The 22,252-nt window shown below is 52.5% G+C and carries 21 protein-coding genes; 13 read left to right on the top strand and 8 right to left on the bottom strand.

Features of this window, described 5'->3' with window-relative positions; translation table 11 throughout:
- The first annotated feature begins 5 nt into the window (after positions 1 to 5).
- From fhuC to fhuB, 3 genes are read left to right on the top strand one after another with little or no spacing between them, the layout of a single operon-like run.
- Positions 6 to 803, top strand: coding sequence for a Fe3+-hydroxamate ABC transporter ATP-binding protein FhuC (gene fhuC / locus BGE37_RS12535; RefSeq protein WP_001158929.1), 798 nt, complete (start codon positions 6 to 8; stop codon positions 801 to 803).
- Positions 803 to 1,693, top strand: a complete 891-nt coding sequence (gene fhuD / locus BGE37_RS12530; RefSeq protein ID WP_105288063.1) for a Fe(3+)-hydroxamate ABC transporter substrate-binding protein FhuD — start codon at positions 803 to 805, stop codon at positions 1,691 to 1,693. The genes fhuC and fhuD overlap by 1 nt, the downstream gene beginning before the upstream one ends.
- Positions 1,690 to 3,672, top strand: coding sequence for a Fe(3+)-hydroxamate ABC transporter permease FhuB (gene fhuB, locus BGE37_RS12525; RefSeq protein ID WP_105277303.1), 1,983 nt, complete (start codon positions 1,690 to 1,692; stop codon positions 3,670 to 3,672). The genes fhuD and fhuB overlap by 4 nt, the downstream gene beginning before the upstream one ends.
- 157 nt (positions 3,673 to 3,829) lie before the next feature.
- On the opposite strand, the gene hemL is transcribed toward fhuB, so the two are convergent.
- The gene (gene hemL, locus BGE37_RS12520; RefSeq protein ID WP_000045287.1) at positions 3,830 to 5,110 is read right to left on the bottom strand and encodes a glutamate-1-semialdehyde 2,1-aminomutase; all 1,281 of its coding nucleotides are present in this window, start codon (positions 5,108 to 5,110) and stop codon (positions 3,830 to 3,832) included.
- Between the two features lie 165 nt (positions 5,111 to 5,275).
- Here hemL and yadX point away from each other — a divergent pair, with 165 nt between their 5' ends.
- The 4 genes from yadX to erpA are packed head-to-tail and all read left to right on the top strand — an operon-like array spanning position 5,276 to position 7,182.
- The gene (gene yadX / locus BGE37_RS25620) at positions 5,276 to 5,323 is read left to right on the top strand and encodes a protein YadX (protein WP_211180485.1); all 48 of its coding nucleotides are present in this window, start codon (positions 5,276 to 5,278) and stop codon (positions 5,321 to 5,323) included.
- An 11-nt stretch (positions 5,324 to 5,334) separates the two neighbouring features.
- Positions 5,335 to 6,756: a H(+)/Cl(-) exchange transporter ClcA gene (gene clcA, locus BGE37_RS12515; RefSeq protein ID WP_088541428.1), complete on the top strand. Its 1,422-nt coding sequence runs from the start codon at positions 5,335 to 5,337 to the stop codon at positions 6,754 to 6,756.
- Between the two features lie 23 nt (positions 6,757 to 6,779).
- Positions 6,780 to 6,845, top strand: coding sequence for a small protein YadW (gene yadW, locus BGE37_RS25170; protein ID WP_120795373.1), 66 nt, complete (start codon positions 6,780 to 6,782; stop codon positions 6,843 to 6,845).
- A complete protein-coding gene (gene erpA, locus BGE37_RS12510) occupies positions 6,838 to 7,182 on the top strand; it encodes an iron-sulfur cluster insertion protein ErpA (RefSeq protein ID WP_001295564.1) in 345 nt (114 codons plus the stop codon). The genes yadW and erpA overlap by 8 nt, the downstream gene beginning before the upstream one ends.
- Positions 7,183 to 7,228: 46 nt before the next feature.
- On the opposite strand, the gene BGE37_RS12505 is transcribed toward erpA, so the two are convergent.
- The 3 genes from BGE37_RS12505 to mtnN are packed head-to-tail and all read right to left on the bottom strand — an operon-like array spanning position 7,229 to position 9,381.
- Complete coding sequence (locus tag BGE37_RS12505) at positions 7,229 to 7,852, bottom strand: TRIC cation channel family protein (protein WP_000964221.1); 624 nt, start codon at positions 7,850 to 7,852, stop codon at positions 7,229 to 7,231.
- 37 nt (positions 7,853 to 7,889) lie between these two features.
- Positions 7,890 to 8,690, bottom strand: a complete 801-nt coding sequence (gene btuF, locus BGE37_RS12500) for a vitamin B12 ABC transporter substrate-binding protein BtuF (RefSeq protein WP_105288062.1) — start codon at positions 8,688 to 8,690, stop codon at positions 7,890 to 7,892.
- Positions 8,683 to 9,381 carry a 5'-methylthioadenosine/S-adenosylhomocysteine nucleosidase gene (gene mtnN / locus BGE37_RS12495; RefSeq protein WP_000689844.1) on the bottom strand — a complete coding sequence of 233 codons (699 nt, stop codon included), beginning with the start codon at positions 9,379 to 9,381 and terminating at the stop codon, positions 8,683 to 8,685. Before mtnN ends, btuF begins: the two co-directional genes overlap by 8 nt.
- 83 nt (positions 9,382 to 9,464) lie before the next feature.
- Here mtnN and dgt point away from each other — a divergent pair, with 83 nt between their 5' ends.
- The 3 genes from dgt to cdaR all read left to right on the top strand — a co-directional run bounded on the left by dgt (position 9,465) and on the right by cdaR (position 13,848).
- A complete protein-coding gene (gene dgt, locus BGE37_RS12490; protein WP_105288061.1) occupies positions 9,465 to 10,982 on the top strand; it encodes a dGTPase in 1,518 nt (505 codons plus the stop codon).
- Between the two features lie 129 nt (positions 10,983 to 11,111).
- Complete coding sequence (gene degP, locus BGE37_RS12480) at positions 11,112 to 12,536, top strand: serine endoprotease DegP (protein ID WP_000753942.1); 1,425 nt, start codon at positions 11,112 to 11,114, stop codon at positions 12,534 to 12,536.
- A 154-nt stretch (positions 12,537 to 12,690) separates the two neighbouring features.
- Complete coding sequence (gene cdaR / locus BGE37_RS12475; RefSeq protein ID WP_000929430.1) at positions 12,691 to 13,848, top strand: DNA-binding transcriptional regulator CdaR; 1,158 nt, start codon at positions 12,691 to 12,693, stop codon at positions 13,846 to 13,848.
- A gap of 53 nt (positions 13,849 to 13,901) precedes the next feature.
- On the opposite strand, the gene BGE37_RS12470 is transcribed toward cdaR, so the two are convergent.
- The 4 genes from BGE37_RS12470 to map all read right to left on the bottom strand — a co-directional run bounded on the left by BGE37_RS12470 (position 13,902) and on the right by map (position 18,984).
- Positions 13,902 to 14,288: a DUF3461 family protein gene (locus tag BGE37_RS12470; RefSeq protein WP_000272188.1), complete on the bottom strand. Its 387-nt coding sequence runs from the start codon at positions 14,286 to 14,288 to the stop codon at positions 13,902 to 13,904.
- A 312-nt stretch (positions 14,289 to 14,600) separates the two neighbouring features.
- Positions 14,601 to 15,425: a 2,3,4,5-tetrahydropyridine-2,6-dicarboxylate N-succinyltransferase gene (dapD, locus tag BGE37_RS12465; protein ID WP_001186656.1), complete on the bottom strand. Its 825-nt coding sequence runs from the start codon at positions 15,423 to 15,425 to the stop codon at positions 14,601 to 14,603.
- A gap of 30 nt (positions 15,426 to 15,455) precedes the next feature.
- Positions 15,456 to 18,128, bottom strand: a complete 2,673-nt coding sequence (glnD, locus tag BGE37_RS12460; RefSeq protein WP_105288060.1) for a bifunctional uridylyltransferase/uridylyl-removing protein GlnD — start codon at positions 18,126 to 18,128, stop codon at positions 15,456 to 15,458.
- A gap of 61 nt (positions 18,129 to 18,189) precedes the next feature.
- Complete coding sequence (gene map / locus BGE37_RS12455; RefSeq protein ID WP_001018200.1) at positions 18,190 to 18,984, bottom strand: type I methionyl aminopeptidase; 795 nt, start codon at positions 18,982 to 18,984, stop codon at positions 18,190 to 18,192.
- Positions 18,985 to 19,351: 367 nt separating this feature from the next.
- Here map and rpsB point away from each other — a divergent pair, with 367 nt between their 5' ends.
- The 3 genes from rpsB to pyrH all read left to right on the top strand — a co-directional run bounded on the left by rpsB (position 19,352) and on the right by pyrH (position 22,059).
- Complete coding sequence (gene rpsB, locus BGE37_RS12445) at positions 19,352 to 20,077, top strand: 30S ribosomal protein S2 (protein ID WP_000246882.1); 726 nt, start codon at positions 19,352 to 19,354, stop codon at positions 20,075 to 20,077.
- Between the two features lie 258 nt (positions 20,078 to 20,335).
- Positions 20,336 to 21,187 (top strand): translation elongation factor Ts, encoded by an 852-nt coding sequence (gene tsf / locus BGE37_RS12435; protein WP_000818114.1) that lies wholly within the window; start codon positions 20,336 to 20,338, stop codon positions 21,185 to 21,187.
- A gap of 146 nt (positions 21,188 to 21,333) precedes the next feature.
- Positions 21,334 to 22,059 (top strand): UMP kinase, encoded by a 726-nt coding sequence (pyrH, locus tag BGE37_RS12430; RefSeq protein WP_000224573.1) that lies wholly within the window; start codon positions 21,334 to 21,336, stop codon positions 22,057 to 22,059.
- Positions 22,060 to 22,252 lie beyond the last annotated feature (193 nt).

The raw sequence follows: 22,252 nt of genomic DNA, 5'->3' as shown, positions 1-22,252 counted from the left end.
CTGTTATGCAGGAATACACGAATCATTCCGATACCACTTTTGCACTGCGTAATATCTCCTTTCGTGTGCCCGGGCGCACGCTTTTGCATCCGCTGTCGTTAACCTTTCCTGCCGGGAAAGTGACCGGTCTGATTGGTCACAACGGCTCTGGTAAATCCACGCTGTTAAAAATGTTGGGCCGCCATCAGCCACCGTCAGAAGGGGAGATTCTTCTTGATGCCCAGCCGCTGGAAAGCTGGAGCAGCAAAGCGTTTGCTCGCAAAGTGGCTTATTTGCCGCAGCAGCTTCCTCCGGCAGAAGGGATGACGGTGCGTGAACTGGTGGCGATTGGTCGTTACCCGTGGCATGGCGCGCTGGGGCGCTTTGGCGCGGCAGATCGCGAAAAGGTCGAAGAGGCTATCTCGCTGGTTGGCTTAAAACCGCTGGCGCATCGGCTGGTCGATAGCCTCTCTGGCGGCGAACGTCAACGGGCGTGGATCGCCATGCTGGTGGCGCAGGATAGCCGTTGTCTGTTGCTCGACGAACCGACCTCGGCGCTGGATATCGCCCACCAGGTTGATGTGCTGGCGCTGGTGCATCGTTTAAGTCAGGAGCGTGGCCTGACGGTCATTGCCGTGCTGCACGATATCAATATGGCTGCGCGTTACTGTGATTATCTGGTCGCCCTGCGCGGCGGTGAAATGATTGCTCAGGGAACGCCTGCGGAAATTATGCGCGGCGAAACCCTCGAAATGATTTATGGCATCCCGATGGGTATTTTGCCGCATCCGGCGGGTGCTGCACCTGTGAGTTTTGTTTATTGATGAGCAGCTTACCTCTAATTACGCGCCGTCGACTGTTAACAGCGATGGCGCTTTCTCCGTTGTTATGGCAGATGAATACCGCCCGCGCGGCGGCTATTGATCCCAATCGTATTGTGGCGCTGGAGTGGTTGCCGGTGGAATTACTGCTGGCGCTCGGCATCGTACCTTACGGCGTGGCGGATACCATCAACTATCGCCTGTGGGTCAGCGAGCCACCATTGCCGGATTCAGTGATTGACGTTGGTTTGCGGACAGAACCTAACCTTGAACTGCTGACCGAAATGAAACCGTCGTTTATGGTCTGGTCGGCAGGGTATGGCCCTTCACCAGAAATGCTGGCACGCATTGCGCCTGGGCGCGGATTTAACTTCAGCGACGGCAAACAGCCGCTGGCGATGGCGCGTAAGTCACTGACGGAAATGGCAGATTTACTTAACCTGCAAAGCGCAGCGGAAACGCATTTAGCGCACTATGAAGACTTTATCCGCAGCATGAAACCCCGCTTTGTGAAGCGTGGTGCGCGCCCGTTATTGCTGACGACACTTATCGATCCGCGCCATATGCTGGTCTTCGGCCCGAACAGCCTGTTCCAGGAAATTCTCGATGAGTACGGCATCCCAAATGCCTGGCAAGGAGAAACCAACTTCTGGGGCAGTACTGCCGTCAGTATCGATCGTCTGGCAGCGTATAAGGACGTTGATGTGCTCTGTTTTGATCACGACAACAGCAGAGACATGGACGCACTAATGGCAACCCCGCTGTGGCAGGCCATGCCGTTTGTCCGTGCCGGACGCTTTCAGCGCGTCCCCGCAGTCTGGTTTTATGGTGCGACGCTCTCGGCAATGCATTTTGTGCGTATTCTGGATAATGCTATTGGAGGTAAAGCGTGAGTAAACGTATTGCGCTTTTCCCGGCGTTATTGCTGGCGCTGCTGGTGATTGCCGCAGCGATGCTAACCTGGATGAACTTCTCGCAGGCGCTGCCGCGTAGCCAGTGGGTGCAGGCCACCTGGTCGCCGGATATCGATGTCATCGAGCAGATGATTTTTCACTACAGCTTGCTGCCGCGTCTGGCGATTTCGCTGCTGGTGGGCGCGGGTCTGGGGCTGGTGGGCGTGCTATTTCAGCAAGTGCTGCGTAACCCGCTGGCGGAGCCGACGACGTTGGGCGTTGCTACAGGCGCGCAACTGGGGATTACCGTCACCACGCTCTGGGCGATCCCTGGTGCTATGGCGAGCCAGTTTGCTGCATTGGCGGGGGCTTGCGTTGTTGGCTTAATTGTCTTTGGCGTCGCGTGGGGGAAACGGCTTTCGCCGGTAACACTGATCCTCGCGGGGCTGGTGGTGAGCCTTTATTGTGGGGCAATTAATCAGCTACTGGTTATCTTCCATCACGACCAGCTGCAAAGCATGTTCCTGTGGAGTACCGGAACGCTGACGCAAACCGACTGGGGCGGCGTTGAGCGTTTATGGCCACAGCTGCTGGGCGGCGTGATGCTGACGTTACTGCTACTTCGTCCATTAACCCTGATGGGGCTTGATGATGGCGTGGCGCGTAATCTCGGGCTGGCCTTATCGCTCGCGCGTCTGGCGGCGCTGTCGCTGGCGATAGTCATCAGTGCTCTGTTGGTGAACGCGGTGGGGATTATCGGCTTTATCGGGTTGTTCGCGCCACTGCTGGCAAAAATGCTGGGGGCGCGGCGTCTGCTGCCAAGACTGCTGCTGGCGTCACTGATTGGTGCGCTGATCCTCTGGCTTTCCGATCAAATCATCCTCTGGCTGACTCGCGTGTGGATGGAAGTTTCTACCGGTTCGGTGACGGCGTTGATAGGTGCGCCGCTGTTACTGTGGCTGCTGCCGCGTTTACGCAGCATCAGTGCGCCGGATATGAAGGCCAACGATCGTGTCGCGACTGAACGCCAACATGTGCTGGCGTTTGCCCTTGCTGGCGGTGTGCTGCTGATAATTGCTGTGGTGGTGGCGCTGTCGTTTGGTCGTGATGCGCACGGCTGGACGTGGGCGAGCGGGGCGCTGCTCGATGATTTAATGCCCTGGCGCTGGCCGCGAATTATGGCGGCACTGTTTGCGGGCATCATGCTGGCAGTGGCGGGCTGTATTATTCAGCGGCTGACCGGAAACCCGATGGCAAGCCCCGAAGTGCTGGGGATTAGTTCAGGCGCGGCGTTTGGTGTGGTGTTGATGCTGTTTCTGGTGCCGGGTAATGCCTTTGGCTGGCTGTTACCCGCGGGCAGTCTCGGCGCGGCGGTGACGCTGTTGATCATTATGATCGCTGCCGGGCGCGGTGGATTTTCCCCACACCGCATGTTACTGGCGGGGATGGCCTTAAGTACTGCGTTCACCATGCTTTTGATGATGTTGCAGGCAAGTGGTGACCCGCGAATGGCGCAAGTGCTGACCTGGATTTCCGGTTCGACCTACAACGCGACCGAGGCGCAGGTCTGGCGCACCGGAATTGTGATGGTGATTTTGCTGGCGATTACCCCGCTGTGCCGCCGCTGGCTGACCATTTTACCGCTGGGAGGTGATACCGCACGAGCCGTGGGAATGGCGCTGACGCCGACGCGAATTGCGCTACTGCTGCTGGCGGCTTGCCTGACGGCGACCGCGACAATGACCATCGGGCCGTTGAGTTTTGTTGGCCTGATGGCACCGCATATCGCACGGATGATGGGCTTTCGACGGACGATGCCGCACATCGTGATTTCGGCGCTGGTAGGGGGATTGTTGCTGGTGTTCGCTGACTGGTGTGGGCGGATGGTGCTGTTTCCATTCCAGATCCCAGCGGGGCTGCTGTCGACCTTTATCGGCGCGCCGTATTTTATCTATTTGTTGAGAAAGCAGAGCCGTTAATTTTTCCATATAACGGCCCTTAACTCCTGGATGGATAAAGCTTTTACGCGGCAACGGATGCCCGATGCGACGCTGTGGCGTCTTATCGGGCCTACAAACGGTCCTGATCTGTAGGTCGGATAAGGCGTTTACGCCGCATCCGACAAACCATGCTGGATCACAACTTCGCAAACACCCGACGTGCAGCATCGATGGTGTTATTGATATCTTCCATGCTGTGCGCCACAGACATAAAGCCCGCTTCAAACGCTGACGGTGCCAGGTAAACACCTTCATCCAGCATCATATGGAAGAAACGCTTAAAGCGCTCGACGTCGCAGGCCATCACATCCTGATAGCACGTCACGGACTCGGCGTCGGTAAAGAAAATACCGAACATGCCGCCAACGTGGTTAACGACCAATGGAATTCCCGCTTCTTCTGCCGCTTCCAGCAGACCTTCTGCCAGACGTGTTGTCAGCTCATCCAGCGTCTCGTGAACGCCCGGCTGCGCGACTTCATTCAGACAGGCGAAACCGGCTGCCATCGCAATCGGGTTACCGGAAAGCGTACCCGCCTGATAGACCGGACCGGTTGGGGCCAGCGCATCCATCACATCACGACGACCCCCGAATGCGCCTACCGGCATTCCACCGCCGATGATTTTGCCCAGGCAGGTGAGGTCTGGCACCACGTCGTAATAATCCTGCGCGCCAGCCAGCGCCACGCGGAAACCGGTCATCACTTCATCGATGATCAGCAATGCGCCAAATTCGTCGCACAGTGCGCGCAGACCCGGTAGGAACTCTGGCAGCGGCGGAACACAGTTCATGTTGCCTGCTACTGGCTCGACAATAATACAGGCAATCTCTTGCGGGTATTGCTCAAACGCGGCGCGTACAGAGGCCAGATCGTTATAAGTACAGGTTAATGTATGTTTGGCGAAATCTGCCGGAACGCCCGGCGAGTTTGGCTGGCCTAAAGTGAGTGCGCCAGAACCGGCTTTTACCAGCAGACAGTCAGCGTGACCGTGGTAGCAACCTTCGAATTTAATGATTTTGTCGCGACCGGTAAAACCACGGGCCAGGCGGATGGCGCTCATCGTCGCTTCGGTGCCGGAGTTCACCATGCGCACCATATCCATCGTCGGCACCAGTTCGGTCACCAGTTGCGCCATTTTCACTTCCATTTCGGTCGGTGCGCCAAAGCTCAGACCACGTTCGGCGGCTTCAATCACGGCATTGCGGATCGCCGGATGGTTATGGCCCAGCACCATCGGCCCCCAGGAACCGACATAATCGATATAGGCTTTGCCATCAACATCGTACAGATAAGCGCCGTCCGCTTTTTCGATAAACAGTGGAGTGCCGCCCACGCCGGTAAAGGCGCGAACAGGGGAGTTCACACCGCCAGGGATCAGCTCGCGCGCTGCGCTGTATAGATTTTCAGACTTACTCATGGAGGGTTCCTGATTCGTAGAAAAAGTGAATGGCTGCTATTCTATTTTATTCATAACAAGTTAAATACTCGTCAAACGTCAGGTTGCTTCTGCTGGTGCAATCCTGATTTCGTAGAGTATAAAAGTTTTGTACATTTGAAACATTACGCTTTGCAAAGGATTTTCATGGAACGTGCGAGTAAAATGCCGTCATCTTATTTGTATGACCAATAAGTGATCATTGGATGAAAACTGATACTCCCTCTTTAGAAACACCACAGGCTGCGCGCCTGCGACGCAGACAACTGATTCGCCAACTTCTTGAGCGCGATAAAACCCCGTTAGCTATTTTGTTTATGGCTGCCGTCGTCGGCACGCTTGTCGGGCTGGCAGCGGTTGCTTTTGACAAAGGCGTCGCCTGGTTACAGAACCAACGCATGGGGGCGCTGGTCCATACGGCCGATAATTATCCGCTACTGTTAACCGTCGCTTTTCTCTGTTCGGCAGTGCTGGCGATGTTCGGCTACTTTTTGGTGCGCAAATACGCGCCGGAAGCCGGTGGCTCGGGGATCCCGGAAATTGAAGGGGCGTTGGAAGATCAACGTCCCGTTCGCTGGTGGCGTGTATTGCCGGTGAAATTCTTTGGCGGGCTTGGGACACTCGGCGGCGGCATGGTGTTGGGGCGTGAAGGGCCAACCGTGCAGATCGGCGGTAATATCGGTCGGATGGTGCTTGATATATTCCGCCTGAAAGGTGATGAAGCGCGCCATACGCTGCTGGCAACCGGTGCAGCAGCGGGTCTGGCTGCGGCCTTTAATGCGCCGCTGGCGGGTATTTTGTTTATTATCGAAGAGATGCGTCCGCAGTTTCGCTATACATTAATTTCGATTAAAGCGGTATTTATTGGCGTCATTATGTCGACCATTATGTACCGGATTTTTAATCATGAAGTTGCGCTGATTGACGTCGGTAAACTTTCTGACGCGCCGCTTAATACGCTATGGCTTTATCTGATCCTCGGTATTATTTTTGGCATTTTCGGCCCCATTTTTAATAAATGGGTGTTGGGGATGCAGGATTTACTGCACCGTGTGCACGGCGGCAATATTACTAAATGGGTGATAATGGGCGGTGCGATTGGCGGTCTGTGTGGATTGCTGGGGTTTGTGGCACCAGCAACTTCGGGCGGCGGTTTTAACCTGATTCCTATCGCCACGGCGGGGAACTTCAGCATGGGAATGCTGGTGTTTATCTTCGTCGCGCGAGTCATTACTACCTTACTTTGCTTCTCTTCCGGTGCGCCGGGCGGTATTTTTGCCCCTATGCTGGCGCTGGGTACTGTGCTGGGTACCGCTTTCGGAATGGTTGCCGTTGAGCTGTTTCCGCAATATCACCTTGAGGCGGGGACGTTTGCTATTGCCGGAATGGGGGCGTTACTGGCGGCTTCTATTCGCGCGCCGTTAACGGGGATCATTCTGGTTCTGGAGATGACCGATAACTATCAGCTCATTTTGCCAATGATTATTACCGGTCTTGGCGCAACACTATTAGCACAATTTACCGGTGGGAAACCGCTATACTCGGCGATTCTTGCACGCACGCTGGCGAAACAGGAAGCTGAGCAACTGGCGCGAAGCAAGGCCGCATCAGCCAGCGAGAATACTTGAACGAAATACCAGGGTATTAGATAATGGCGATTATTATTGGGTTAGAATTTGCCCAATTGCCGATGTCGTTTGGAGCAAAATATGAGTGATGACGTAGCACTGCCGCTGGAGTTTACCGACGCAGCAGCCAACAAAGTTAAAAGCCTGATCGCTGACGAAGATAACCCGAATCTGAAATTACGCGTGTATATCACCGGTGGCGGTTGCAGCGGCTTCCAGTATGGTTTCACCTTTGATGATCAGGTGAACGAAGGCGATATGACCATCGAAAAACAGGGCGTTGGCCTGGTGGTTGACCCGATGAGCCTGCAATATCTGGTCGGCGGTTCCGTTGACTATACCGAAGGTCTGGAAGGTTCTCGTTTCATCGTGACCAACCCGAACGCGAAAAGCACCTGCGGTTGCGGTTCTTCCTTCAGCATCTAATCTGTTGTTCATGTGCCGGATAAACTATCCGGCACATCTTCTCTCTTCAACGCCCATTCTCATCCAGCGCAAACGTCGGTAGCTTAAGATGCCAACGAATAGCCGCCAGCCGAATCAATAGCGTCACGACCATGCCCATCATACTGGCTGTTTCCAGTGGTACGGAAAATGTGTAATAAGCCGTAGCGTGGACAATACCGCCGATAATACAGGCCGTTGCGTAGATTTCTGTGCGTAAAATCATGGGGATTTCGCGGGCCAGTACATCACGAATGATCCCGCCGCCAACGCCAGTAATGACGCCCATACAAACCGCGATTAACGGACCGGCTTCCGCATTAAAGGCTTTATTCACGCCAATGCCGACAAACACCGCCAGACCAACGGCATCCAGCACCGGCAACATCCATTTCGGTAAGCGTCTTGGCTGGCGCACCAGCACGATCGTCAGCATGCTGGTCACCATTGCAACAACCAGATCGGTGGGATCTTTCACCCAAAAGACCGGGCCGTGATCCAGCGCCATGTCGCGAATTGTCCCGCCGCCTACTGCGGTAACCACGCCCAGTACCAGAACACCAAAAGGGTCCATACGCAATTTTCCGGCTAACAAAACGCCGGAGATGGCAAATACCGCTGTGCCGACTATATCCAGCCAATAGACGAGCATTGTTCAATCCCCACTGAGCACCTGAAAAGATCAGGCGCTAATCTACCTGTGAAAGCGCATTACAGAGCTGTTGTGCAGCGAGGATAATACGTGGGCTTGCACGTTCAAACCAGTCACTCGTGAGAGGAATAACGGGAATTTTGAGCTGTTCACCCCAGTATTGTTTGATTTTAGGAATTTGGTCCGGTCCGCCTGTAATGACAATCGCCTGTGGCGCGCGTGCTAACACCTGTTCGCGGCTAACTTGCGGCCAGGGAACCCGGCTGTCTTTAAAGATGTTTTCTCCGCCACAAACTTCGAGTACCTGGTTTTGAATCGACTCTTTTCCACTGGTAAATGGCGGATTAATGCCGAATTGCAGAAAAACACGTTTTTTAGGTTTATCAGCATATTGCGCTTTCAATTGTGCGTACTGGTCCAGCAGGGATTGTGCGGCTTGTTCGGCCTTGTCTGGTTGTGGACTCCAGGGGGCCAGTTGACGTAACGCATTGGCAATTTGTTCAATGCTTGTCGCATCGACCCACATCACTTTTATTCCCAGCGAAGCTAACTGGCCAACCTGCCGCTCGGCATTACCTCCACGCCAGGCAATCACCAGATCGGGTTTAAGGGCCACAATGCGTTCGAGATTCATCCCCTGCCAGGTTGAAACCTGCTCAATCTTTTGCGCTTGTGGAGGGTAGTCGGAATAACTGCTGACCCCAACCGGCGTGATCCCGGCGGCAAAAGCAAGTTCAGTGTTGGCGGGTGAAAGCGTGATGACGCGCGGTGCGGCGTTGAGCCACAGAGGGGCGAGAAAAGACAGGGCGACCAGCGCCCTGAACAGTGACTTAGCCATGTGCCAGTTTCTGCACCAGTGACTCAACCATCAGGCTGGACTGTTTAGCAGCAACAGCCAGGAACTCATCGAAGCTAAGATGAGACTGTTGATCGGCCACGTCGGAGATGGCGCGTACGACAACAAACGGGACGTTAAAATTGTGGCAGACATGAGCGATTGCCGTCGCTTCCATCTCTACAGCAATGGCCTGCGGGAAGTTGTGGCGGATTTTCGCCAGGCCAACAGAACCGTTGATGAAAGCGTCGCCGCTGACAATCAGGCCACGTACAGCGTTAAGATTCAGTTCGGCAATGCAGGCCTCAGCGGCAGCGATCAGTTTATCGTCAGCTTTGAAGCCAGCCGGGCAGCCAGGTAACTGACCGTATTCGTAACCAAATGCCGTGACATCCGCGTCGTGATAACGTGCTTCGTCCGAGACAACGATATCGCCCACTTTCAGCGTTGGCGCCAGGCCACCGGCAGAACCGGTGTTAATAATCACATCTGGCTTGCAGTGTTCCAACAGCAGAGTTGCACCCAGTGCCGCAGCGACTTTACCGATGCCCGATTTCAGAAGCGCAACTTCGGTTCCATTCAGTTGGCCGGTATAGATTTCGCAACCGCCCAGACTGATAGTTTGGCGGTTTTCGATTTTGTCACGCAGCAGCGTAACTTCTTCTTCCATTGCACCAATGATGCCGATTTTCATAGATTTACTCGCGATAAGCCCGATTTGAAGGCATAGTTTACCATGCGCTTACGGGGAAGCGTATTTCTCACGCGGGAGAGGACATGGCACAGATTGATTTCCGAAAAAAAATAAACTGGCATCGTCGTTACCGTTCACCACAGGGCGTTAAAACCGAACATGAGATCCTGCGAATCTTTGAGAGCGATCGCGGGCGTATTATCAACTCTCCGGCAATTCGTCGTCTGCAACAAAAGACCCAGGTTTTTCCGCTGGAGCGAAATGCCGCCGTGCGCACGCGTCTTACCCATTCAATGGAAGTCCAGCAGGTGGGGCGCTACATCGCCAAAGAAATTTTAAGCCGTCTGAAAGAGCTTAAATTACTGGAAGAGTATGGTCTGGATGAACTGACCGGCCCTTTTGAAAGTATTGTTGAGATGTCATGCCTGATGCACGATATCGGCAATCCGCCGTTTGGCCATTTTGGCGAAGCGGCGATAAATGACTGGTTTCGCCAGCGTTTGTATCCGGCTGATGCCGAAAGCCAGCCTCTGACTGACGATCGCTGCAGCGTGGCAGCACTACGTTTACGGGACGGGGAAGAACCGCTTAACGAGCTGCGGCGCAAAATACGTCAGGACTTATGTCATTTTGAGGGGAATGCACAAGGCATTCGTCTGGTGCATACATTGATGCGGATGAATCTCACCTGGGCACAGGTTGGCGGTATTTTAAAATATACTCGTCCGGCGTGGTGGCGTGGTGAAACGCCTGAGACACATCACTATTTAATGAAAAAGCCGGGTTATTATCTTTCTGAAGAAGCCTATATTGCCCGGTTGCGTAAAGAACTTAATTTGGCGCTTTACAGTCGTTTTCCATTAACGTGGATTATGGAAGCTGCCGACGACATCTCCTATTGTGTGGCAGATCTTGAAGATGCGGTAGAGAAAAGAATATTCAGCGTTGAGCAGCTTTATCATCATTTGCACGAAGCGTGGGGCCAGCATGAGAAAGGTTCGCTCTTTTCGCTGGTGGTTGAAAATGCCTGGGAAAAATCACGCTCAAATAGTTTAAGCCGCAGTACGGAAGATCAGTTTTTTATGTATTTACGGGTAAACACCCTAAATAAACTGGTACCCTACGCGGCACAACGATTTATTGATAATCTGCCTGCGATTTTCGCCGGAACGTTTAATCATGCATTATTGGAAGATGCCAGCGAATGCAGCGATCTTCTAAAGCTATATAAAAATGTCGCTGTAAAACATGTGTTTAGCCATCCAGATGTCGAGCAGCTTGAATTGCAGGGCTATCGGGTCATTAGCGGATTATTAGAGATTTATCGCCCTTTATTAAGCCTGTCGTTATCAGACTTTACTGAACTGGTAGAAAAAGAACGGGTGAAACGTTTCCCTATTGAATCGCGCTTATTCCACAAACTCTCGACGCGCCATCGGCTGGCCTATGTCGAGGCTGTCAGTAAATTACCGTCAGATTCTCCTGAGTTTCCGCTATGGGAATATTATTACCGTTGCCGCCTGCTGCAGGATTATATCAGCGGTATGACCGACCTCTATGCCTGGGATGAATACCGACGTCTGATGGCCGTAGAACAATAACCAGGCTTTTGTAAAGACGAACAATAAATTTTTACCTTTTGCAGAAACTTTAGTTCGGAACTTCGCGCTATAAAACGAATCTGAAGAACACAGCAATTTTGCGTTATCTGTTAATCGAGACTGAAATACATGAAAAAAACCACATTAGCACTGAGTGCACTGGCTCTGAGTTTAGGTTTGGCGTTATCTCCGCTCTCTGCAACGGCGGCTGAGACTTCTTCAGCAACGACAGCCCAGCAGATGCCAAGCCTTGCACCGATGCTCGAAAAGGTGATGCCTTCAGTGGTCAGCATTAACGTAGAAGGTAGCACAACCGTTAATACGCCGCGTATGCCGCGTAATTTCCAGCAGTTCTTCGGTGATGATTCTCCGTTCTGCCAGGAAGGTTCTCCGTTCCAGAGCTCTCCGTTCTGCCAGGGGGGCCAGGGCGGTAATGGCGGCGGCCAGCAACAGAAATTCATGGCGCTGGGTTCCGGCGTCATCATTGATGCCGATAAAGGCTATGTCGTCACCAACAACCACGTTGTTGATAACGCGACGGTGATTAAAGTCCAGCTGAGCGATGGTCGTAAGTTCGACGCGAAGATGGTTGGCAAAGATCCGCGCTCTGATATCGCGCTGATCCAGATCCAGAACCCGAAAAATCTGACCGCAATTAAGATGGCGGATTCTGATGCACTGCGCGTGGGTGATTACACCGTAGCAATTGGTAACCCGTTTGGTCTGGGTGAGACGGTAACTTCCGGGATTGTCTCTGCGCTGGGGCGTAGCGGTCTGAATGCCGAAAACTATGAAAACTTCATCCAGACCGATGCTGCGATCAACCGTGGTAACTCCGGTGGTGCGCTGGTTAACCTGAACGGCGAACTGATCGGTATCAACACCGCGATCCTCGCACCGGACGGCGGCAACATCGGTATCGGTTTTGCTATCCCGAGTAACATGGTGAAAAACCTGACCTCGCAGATGGTGGAATACGGCCAGGTGAAACGCGGTGAGCTGGGTATTATGGGGACTGAGCTGAACTCCGATCTGGCGAAAGCGATGAAAGTTGACGCCCAGCGCGGTGCTTTCGTAAGCCAGGTTCTGCCGAATTCTTCCGCCGCGAAAGCGGGCATTAAAGCGGGTGATGTGATCACCTCACTGAACGGTAAGCCAATCAGCAGCTTTGCCGCACTGCGTGCTCAGGTGGGCACTATGCCGGTAGGCAGCAAACTGACCCTGGGCTTACTGCGCGACGGGAAGCAGGTTAACGTGAACCTGGAACTGCAGCAGAGCAGCCAGAATCAGGTTGATTCCAGCACCATCTTCAACGGCATTGAAGGCGCTGAGATGAGCAACAAAGGCAAAGATCAGGGCGTGGTGGTGAACAACGTGAAAACGGGCACTCCAGCTGCGCAGATCGGCCTGAAGAAAGGTGATGTGATTATTGGTGCGAACCAGCAGGCAGTGAAAAACATCGCTGAACTGCGTAAAGTTCTCGACAGCAAACCGTCTGTGCTGGCACTGAATATTCAGCGCGGCGACAGCACCATCTATCTGTTAATGCAGTAATCTTCCTCAACCCCTTCCTGAAAACGGGAAGGGGTTCTCCTTACAATCTGTGAACTTCACCACAACTCCATACATCTTCCTCATCCTTTGGGCATTTGCACAATGCCGTACGTTACGTACTTCCTTATGCTAAGCCGTGCATAACGGAGGACTTATGGCTGGCTGGCATCTTGATACCAAAATGGCGCAGGATATCGTGGCGCGCACCATGCGCATCATTGATACCAATATTAACGTAATGGATGCCCGCGGGCGTATTATCGGCAGCGGCGATCGTGAGCGTATTGGTGAATTGCACGAAGGTGCATTGCTGGTACTTTCACAGGGACGAGTCGTCGATATCGATGACGCGGTGGCACGTCATCTGCACGGTGTGCGGCAGGGGATTAATCTACCATTACGGCTGGAAGGTGAAATTGTCGGCGTAATCGGCCTGACTGGTGAACCAGAGAATCTGCGTAAATATGGCGAACTGGTCTGCATGACGGCTGAAATGATGCTGGAACAGTCGCGGTTGATGCATCTGTTGGCGCAGGATAGCCGTTTGCGGGAAGAGTTGGTGATGAACCTGATTCAGGCGGAGGAGAATACTCCCGCACTCACTGAATGGGCGCAACGGTTGGGGATCGATCTCAATCAACCGCGAGTGGTGGCTATTGTTGAGGTCGATAGCGGTCAACTTGGCGTGGATAGCGCAATGGCGGAGTTACAGCAACTGCAAAACGCGCTGACTACGCCCGAGCGTAATAATCTGGTGGCGATTGTTTCACTGACCGAAATGGTGGTGTTGAAACCGGCGTTGAATTCGTTTGGGCGCTGGGATGCAGAAGATCATCGTAAGCGAGTTGAACAACTGATTGCCCGCATGAAAGAGTATGGTCAGCTACGTTTTCGCGTTTCGCTGGGTAACTATTTTACCGGACCAGGCAGTATTGCCCGCTCTTATCGTACGGCGAAAACGACGATGGTGGTGGGTAAACAGCGGATGCCCGAAAGTCGCTGCTATTTTTATCAGGATTTGATGTTGCCTGTGTTGCTAGACAGTTTGCGTGGCGACTGGCAGGCCAACGAACTGGCGCGACCGCTGGCGCGGCTGAAAGCGATGGACAATAACGGCTTGCTGCGGCGAACGCTGGCGGCGTGGTTTCGCCACAATGTGCAACCGCTGGCAACGTCAAAGGCGTTGTTTATTCATCGTAATACTCTTGAGTATCGGCTTAATCGTATATCGGAACTGACCGGGCTTGATTTGGGCAATTTTGATGACAGGTTGCTGCTGTATGTGGCGCTGCAACTAGATGAAGAGCGGTAGGTCGATTACAAAATTACAGCCGGGTGAGACTTTACCCGGCCCACAGAATGACATTATTTACGCGTCAGTTTTTCCAGATCGGCTTCAATCTCGCTGATTTTGTTAGTGACGACTGATTCCAGGTGACGTAAATCGTCGAGGATCTTACGCTTAAGATCGACCTCGCTGCGGTCACGCTGGCAGATTTGATCAAGTTCATCAATGATATACCGCAGGTTCGGGCTGATTTCCTGTACTTCTTTATAACCTTGACCCACACCATCAGCGACGACCGTTTTGCGCTGACGTGGATATTTAAATTTCACGCTCTTGGCGAAAAACTCGCCTTTGTCTTTCTGGAAATAGATTTTCAGAATATCGTTGTTGGCTTCCTGCCGGAGGCTGTAACGATCAATTTCTTCAGGATTGGTAATACCCAGACTTTTCAGATTGTCGTACATAGCGTTACCTCAAAATGAGTCAGTAAATTGTGCTTATTTTAGCATTTGGCCTGGCCCGCCCGGCTCGACTGTGATCGCAGAAAGCCTTTTTCTTCCAGACTTCTATCATGGCGTAAAAATCAAAAAATTACCTGCTTTATTCTGGCGATATTCCATGGGATGGATTAGCACATTTATCTTTGTTTTGCGAATTACATGACAGTCCGAAACAAGATGAAAAAGTATTTAAAAAAGGGGAAGAAGAATGAGTAGGACGAATTATTCTGAACCAGAAAGCAATCGGGCAGCGTCGTGCTGCCCGTGTACATACTTTTAGTCAATGGTACGCAGCAGTTCGTTAATACCAACTTTGCCGCGAGTTTTCGCGTCAACTTTCTTAACGATAACCGCACAGTAGAGGCTGTATTTGCCATCTTTCGACGGCAGATTACCTGACACAACCACAGACCCCGCCGGAACGCGACCGTAGTGGATTTCGCCGGTTTCACGGTCGTAAATACGGGTGCTCTGACCAATGTATACGCCCATAGAGATGACGGAACCTTCTTCGACAATCACCCCTTCAACCACTTCAGAGCGTGCGCCGATGAAGCAGTTATCTTCAATAATGGTCGGGTTAGCCTGCAGCGGCTCCAGCACGCCGCCGATACCCACGCCACCGGAAAGGTGGACGTTTTTACCAATCTGCGCACAGGAACCGACGGTCGCCCAGGTATCAACCATGGTGCCTTCATCAACATATGCGCCGATGTTGACGTAAGACGGCATCAGCACGGTGTTACGGGCAATGAACGCGCCCTGACGCACTGCCGCTGGTGGCACGACGCGGAAGCCTTCTTTCTGGAAACGTGCTTCATCGTAGTTAGCGAATTTCATCGGCACTTTGTCGAAGTAGCGGCTTTCTGCCCCTTCGATCACCTGATTATCATTAATACGGAAAGAGAGCAGCACCGCTTTTTTCAACCACTGATGCGTCACCCACTGACCGTCAATTTTTTCCGCTACACGCAGTGCGCCGGAATCCAGCAGGGCGATCACCTGATTTACCGCTTCGCGGGTAACGGTGTCTGCATTGGCTGGCGTGATCTCGGCACGGCGTTCAAAAGCGGTTTCAATAATGTTCTGTAACTGCTGCATTGTTAAACTCTTTTCATATCAGTAAACACATCACCCTTTATCGTTTGGATTGAGGGCCTCTGTCAACCGCTGATGCACTTCCTGCTGCAACTCGTTATTAAGCGCACGCCGGTCAGCGGTGGCAATTATGAATAAATCTTCTACTCGCTCGCCAATGGTTGTAATTCGGGCGCCATGAAGCGAAATTCCCAGATCGGCAAAAATTTTCCCGACTCGCGCCAGCAAGCCAGGTTGGTCGAGGGCAATCAATTCGAGGAATGATTTTCGGTCGGTATGGGTCGGCAAAAACGTCACTTCGGTTTCAACAGTAAAATGGCGCAATTTGGCGGGTTGGCGACGTGGCTGCGGTGGCTGCCAGCTCCTTTGTGTCAGCACCTGTTCCAGACCAAACCGAATAACCTCATGGCGATCTGCGGACAGCGGGCTGCCATCGGGTTCCAGCACGATGAAGGTATCCATTGCCATACCGTCACGAGTGGTGAAAATTTGTGCGTCGTGAACGCTTAAATTGCGGCGGTCTAACTCGGCACACACGGCGGCAAACAGATATGGGCGGTCCGGGCTCCAGATAAAAATCTCCGTGCCACCACGCGTAGCCTGCGGGCTAAGCAAGACCAGCGGTTTGCTTAAATCATGCTGTAATAAATGGCGCGCATGCCAGGCCAGTTGATTTGGGCTATGGCGGACAAAATAGTTAGCGCGACAGCGTGACCAGATATGGTGCAGTGCCTCTTCGTCAATATTGTCCATACGCAGTAGCGCCAGCGCCTGTAGCTGGTGATGGCGAACGCGTTCGCGCATATCCGGCGTGTTTTGCATTCCGCGCCGTAGCTGCTTTTCGGTGGCAAAGTAGAGCTCACGCAACAGACTTTGCTTCCAGCTGTTCCACAGTGTTTCGTTGGTGGCGCAAATGTCTGCCACTGTCAGGCATACCAGATAACGCAGACGATTTTCTGTTTGCACTTCTTCGGCAAACTGCTTGATGACTTCCGGGTCCTGAATATCGCGGCGCTGAGCTGTCACCGACATCAGCAAGTGCTGACGAACCAGCCAGGCCACCAGCTGTGTTTCGCGTGAGTTCAGCCCGTGGAGTTCGGCAAAATGCACTACATCCTGAGCACCGAGAATGGAGTGGTCGCCGCCGCGTCCTTTGGCGATATCGTGAAACAGCGCGGCGATGAAAATCAGCTCAGTTGACGGCAGGCGCGGCCAGACGTCCACACACAACGGATGGCGCTGTCGCGTTTCTTCACTGGCAAAACTCTCCAGTTTCAACATCACGCGGATAGTATGTTCATCCACCGTGTAGGCGTGGAACAGGTCAAACTGCATCTGCCCGACGATATGCGACCATTGCGGCATATACGCGCCGAGCACGCTATGGCGATGCATTGGCAATAGTCCGCGTCGCACTGCTCCGGGGTGGCGTAGAATGCTCAAAAACAGTTTTCGCGCTTCCGGAATATTGCACAGTGGTTGTTGCAGATGGCGACGGGCGTGGCGCAACTGGCGCAGCGTGGTGGAGTAAATGCCGGTGATCGCACTGTTGCGCACCATGGTGTAGAACATACGCAAGATGGCTTCCGGCTGGCGCATAAACAGTGTTTCATCGCGCAGGTCGATTAGCGTACCGCGTAGCTGAAACTCATCGTCGATTGGACGTGGTTTTTCGTCGGCGGGCAGGGCGAGGATGGCTTCATCGAACAGTTGCAGCAACATCTGGTTGAGTTCGCTGACACGGCGCGTAACGCGGAAGTAATCCTTCATCATCTGCTCGACGGGTTCGTTACCTTCGCCACTGTAATTCAGACGCTGGGCGACGCTAAGTTGGCGATCGAATAACAGGCGATTATCGTAACGACTGACGACCAGATGCAGGGCAAAGCGAATGCGCCACAATATATGCAGGCATTCGTTTAATTCCGCTCGCTCCGCAGAGGTTAAGAAGCCAAACCCTACCATTTCATCCAGCGATGTTGCGCCAAAATGACGGCGGGCCACCCATTGCAGAGTGTGGATATCGCGCAAGCCGCCGGGGCTACTTTTGATGTCTGGTTCAAGGTTGTAGCTGGTGCCGTGGTAACGCTGATGGCGCTGGTTCTGTTCTTCAACTTTCGCCGCGTAGAACTTGTCGGAAGGCCAGAATCCTTCGCTAAAAATATGTTTTTGCAGTTCGAGGAACAGCGCAACATCGCCAATTAATAAGCGGGATTCGATTAAATTGGTGGCGACGGTTAAATCCGATAACCCTTCCAGCATGCACTCTTCAAGCGTGCGCACGCTATGACCCACTTCCAGCTTTACATCCCAGAGCAGCGTTAACAGCTCGCCCACTTTTTGCGCCTGATCGTCCGGGAGCTTTTTACGGCTTAAAATCAGTAAATCGACGTCAGAAAGTGGATGCAGCTCGCCACGACCGTAGCCACCGACGGCGACCAATGCCAGGTCGGCAATCTGGCTGAATCCCGCTTCAATCCATAACCGTTGCAGGAGCTGGTCGATAAACTCGGTACGCGCCTCAATCAACTGTTCTGCAGAGATCCCATTGTCAAAGGCATCACCCAGCCAACGCTGGAAAGTATCAATATGGGCTTTTATCCCACAAACGGTTAATTCATCACGGGGCCAGGCGCATGGATTTTGCGGTTGACCAGGCAGGGTGGGGAGAGCGGTGTTTGCATACTGTTCTGGAAGGGTATTCATTGTGCGCCACCCATAAGATTAAATTATCGTATTAAAAAAGCCGGCATTCGCCGGCTTCATCTTATTCTTCGTGCGAGATTATCGCCGGGATGGTGTCATCCTTGCGTAGCGTCAGAATTTCGCAGCCGTTATCGGTCACCACAATAGTATGCTCATATTGTGCAGACAAGCTGCGATCTTTGGTTTTTACCGTCCAGCCATCTTTCATGGTGCGGATCTCTTTTTTGCCCGCGTTGACCATTGGCTCGATGGTGAAGGTCATCCCCGGTTTCAGCACGACGTTGGTTTCACGGGAGTCATAGTGCAGCACCTGCGGTTCTTCGTGGAAGCCGCGACCAATACCGTGTCCGCAATATTCACGAACGACGGAGAAGCCTTCTGCTTCGACAAATTTCTGAATCGCCGCACCGATTTCGCGCAGATTAATGCCCGGTTTTACCATGCGCAGCGCCAGGTAAAGACTCTCTTGCGTTACGCGGCACAGACGTTCGCCCATGATGGTTGGCTTACCGACGATAAACATTTTTGAGGTATCGCCGTGGAAACCATCTTTGATTACAGTGACGTCGATGTTAACGATATCGCCATCTTTCAGCAGCTTGGCGTCGTCAGGGATACCGTGGCATACCACTTCATTAATAGAGATACACACGGATTTCGGATAGCCGTGATAGCCGAGGCAGGCAGAAACCGCGTGTTGTTCATTAACAATGTAATCATTACAGATGCGATCCAGCTCGCCGGTGCTGACGCCCGGTTTAACATACGGTTCGATCATTTCCAGCACTTCGGCAGCCAGTCGGCCAGCGACGCGCATTTTTTCGATATCTTCTGGGGTCTTGATTGAGATAGCCATTAATTCTGTCCATCAGCGTCGGTGATACCGACAATATATATGTAAGTGTCGTCAATGGTATCACACCCGGGCAAATTGAGAATCATTCTGAATTTCGCCAAACGTGCCACTGAACGTTTTCTATAATAGAAAATTCATCGTCTGATGCTGTACACAGCGCCAACAATTATTGGTGTCCACGACGTATTTGTGGTATAAAGCGCGCCGGACTTCCGATCCATTTCGTATACACAGACTGGACGGAAGCGACAATCTCACTTTGTGTAACAACACACACGTATCGGCACATATTCCGGGGTGCCCTTTAGGGTCGGTAATATGGGATACGTGGAGGCATAACCCCAACTTTTATATAGAGGTTTTAATCATGGCAACTGTTTCCATGCGCGACATGCTCAAGGCTGGTGTTCACTTCGGTCACCAGACCCGTTACTGGAACCCGAAAATGAAGCCGTTCATCTTCGGTGCGCGTAACAAAGTTCACATCATCAACCTTGAGAAAACTGTACCGATGTTCAACGAAGCTCTGGCTGAACTGAACAAGATTGCTTCTCGCAAAGGTAAAATCCTTTTCGTTGGTACTAAACGCGCTGCAAGCGAAGCGGTGAAAGACGCTGCTCTGAGCTGCGACCAGTTCTTCGTGAACCATCGCTGGCTGGGCGGTATGCTGACTAACTGGAAAACCGTTCGTCAGTCCATCAAACGTCTGAAAGACCTGGAAACTCAGTCTCAGGACGGTACTTTCGACAAGCTGACCAAGAAAGAAGCGCTGATGCGCACTCGTGAGCTGGAGAAACTGGAAAACAGCCTGGGCGGTATCAAAGACATGGGCGGTCTGCCGGACGCTCTGTTTGTAATCGATGCTGACCACGAACACATTGCTATCAAAGAAGCAAACAACCTGGGTATTCCGGTATTTGCTATCGTTGATACCAACTCTGATCCGGACGGTGTTGACTTCGTTATCCCGGGTAACGACGACGCAATCCGTGCTGTGACCCTGTACCTGGGCGCTGTTGCTGCAACCGTACGTGAAGGCCGTTCTCAGGATCTGGCTTCCCAGGCGGAAGAAAGCTTCGTAGAAGCTGAGTAATAAGGCTTGATAACTCCCCCAAAATAGTTCGAGTTGCAGAAAGGCGGCAAGCTCGAGAATTCCCGGGAGCTTACATCAGTAAGTGACCGGGATGAGCGAGCGAAGACAACGCATCTGCGGCGCGAAATATGAAGGGGGGAGAGCCCTTATAGACCAGGTAGTACACGTTTGGTTAGGGGGCCTGCATATGGCCCCCTTTTTCACTTTTATATCTGTGCGGTTTAACGCCGGGCAGATCACATCTCCGAGGATTTTAGAATGGCTGAAATTACCGCATCCCTGGTAAAAGAGCTGCGTGAGCGTACTGGCGCAGGCATGATGGATTGCAAAAAAGCACTGACTGAAGCTAACGGCGACATCGAGCTGGCAATCGAAAACATGCGTAAGTCCGGTGCTATCAAAGCAGCGAAAAAAGCAGGCAACGTTGCTGCTGACGGCGTGATCAAAACCAAAATCGACGGCAACTACGGCATCATTCTGGAAGTTAACTGCCAGACTGACTTCGTTGCAAAAGACGCTGGTTTCCAGGCGTTCGCAGACAAAGTTCTGGACGCAGCTGTTGCTGGCAAAATCACTGACGTTGAAGTTCTGAAAGCACAGTTCGAAGAAGAACGTGTTGCGCTGGTAGCGAAAATCGGTGAAAACATCAACATTCGCCGCGTTGCTGCGCTGGAAGGCGACGTTCTGGGTTCTTATCAGCACGGTGCGCGTATCGGCGTTCTGGTTGCTGCTAAAGGCGCTGACGAAGAGCTGGTTAAACACATCGCTATGCACGTTGCTGCAAGCAAACCAGAATTCATCAAACCGGAAGACGTTTCCGCTGAAGTGGTAGAGAAAGAATACCAGGTTCAGCTGGATATCGCGATGCAGTCTGGTAAGCCGAAAGAAATCGCAGAGAAAATGGTTGAAGGCCGCATGAAGAAATTCACCGGCGAAGTTTCTCTGACCGGTCAGCCGTTCGTTATGGAACCAAGCAAAACTGTTGGTCAGCTGCTGAAAGAGCATAACGCTGAAGTGACTGGCTTCATCCGCTTCGAAGTAGGTGAAGGCATCGAGAAAGTTGAGACTGACTTTGCAGCAGAAGTTGCTGCGATGTCCAAGCAGTCTTAATTATCGAAAAGGAGCCGCCTGAGGGCGGCTTCTTTTTGCGCCCATCTTGTAAATTCAGCTAACCCTTATGGGGCTGCGCTGAAAAGCGACGTACAATGTCGCCGGTATTAATTCATTTCAATCGTTGACAGTCTCAGGAAAGAAACATGGCTACCAATGCAAAACCCGTCTATAAACGCATTCTGCTTAAGTTGAGTGGCGAAGCTCTGCAGGGCACGGAAGGCTTCGGTATTGATGCAAGCATACTGGATCGCATGGCTCAGGAAATCAAAGAACTGGTTGAACTGGGTATTCAGGTTGGTGTGGTGATTGGTGGGGGTAACCTGTTCCGTGGCGCTGGTCTGGCGAAAGCGGGTATGAACCGCGTTGTGGGCGACCACATGGGGATGCTGGCGACCGTAATGAACGGCCTGGCAATGCGTGATGCACTGCACCGCGCCTATGTGAACGCTCGTCTGATGTCCGCTATTCCATTGAATGGCGTGTGCGACAGCTACAGCTGGGCAGAAGCGATTAGCCTGTTGCGCAACAATCGTGTGGTGATCCTCTCCGCCGGTACAGGTAACCCGTTCTTTACCACCGACTCTGCAGCTTGCCTGCGTGGTATCGAAATTGAAGCCGATGTGGTGCTGAAAGCAACCAAAGTTGACGGCGTGTTTACTGCTGATCCGGCGAAAGATCCAACCGCAACGATGTACGAGCAACTGACTTACAGCGAAGTGCTGGAAAAAGAGCTGAAAGTCATGGACCTGGCGGCCTTCACGCTGGCTCGTGACCATAAATTACCGATTCGTGTTTTCAATATGAACAAACCGGGTGCGCTGCGCCGTGTGGTAATGGGTGAAAAAGAAGGGACTTTAATCACGGAATAATTCCCGTGATGGATAAATAAGGGTAAGATTCCGCGTAAGTATCGCGGGGGCGTAAGTCTGGTTATAAGGCGTTATTGTTGCAGGCAGTTTGGTCACGGCCAGCGCGCAGCAACCGGAGCGTACACAAGTACGTGAGGATGGCGAGCACTGCCCGGGGCCAAAATGGCAAATAAAATAGCCTAATAATCCAGAC

Origin of the sequence: Escherichia sp. MOD1-EC6300 (assembly GCF_002965045.1) — a bacterium.
In the GTDB taxonomy this organism is placed as follows: domain Bacteria; phylum Pseudomonadota; class Gammaproteobacteria; order Enterobacterales; family Enterobacteriaceae; genus Escherichia; species Escherichia coli_F.
This window is presented reverse-complemented; position numbering and strand designations above follow the sequence as displayed.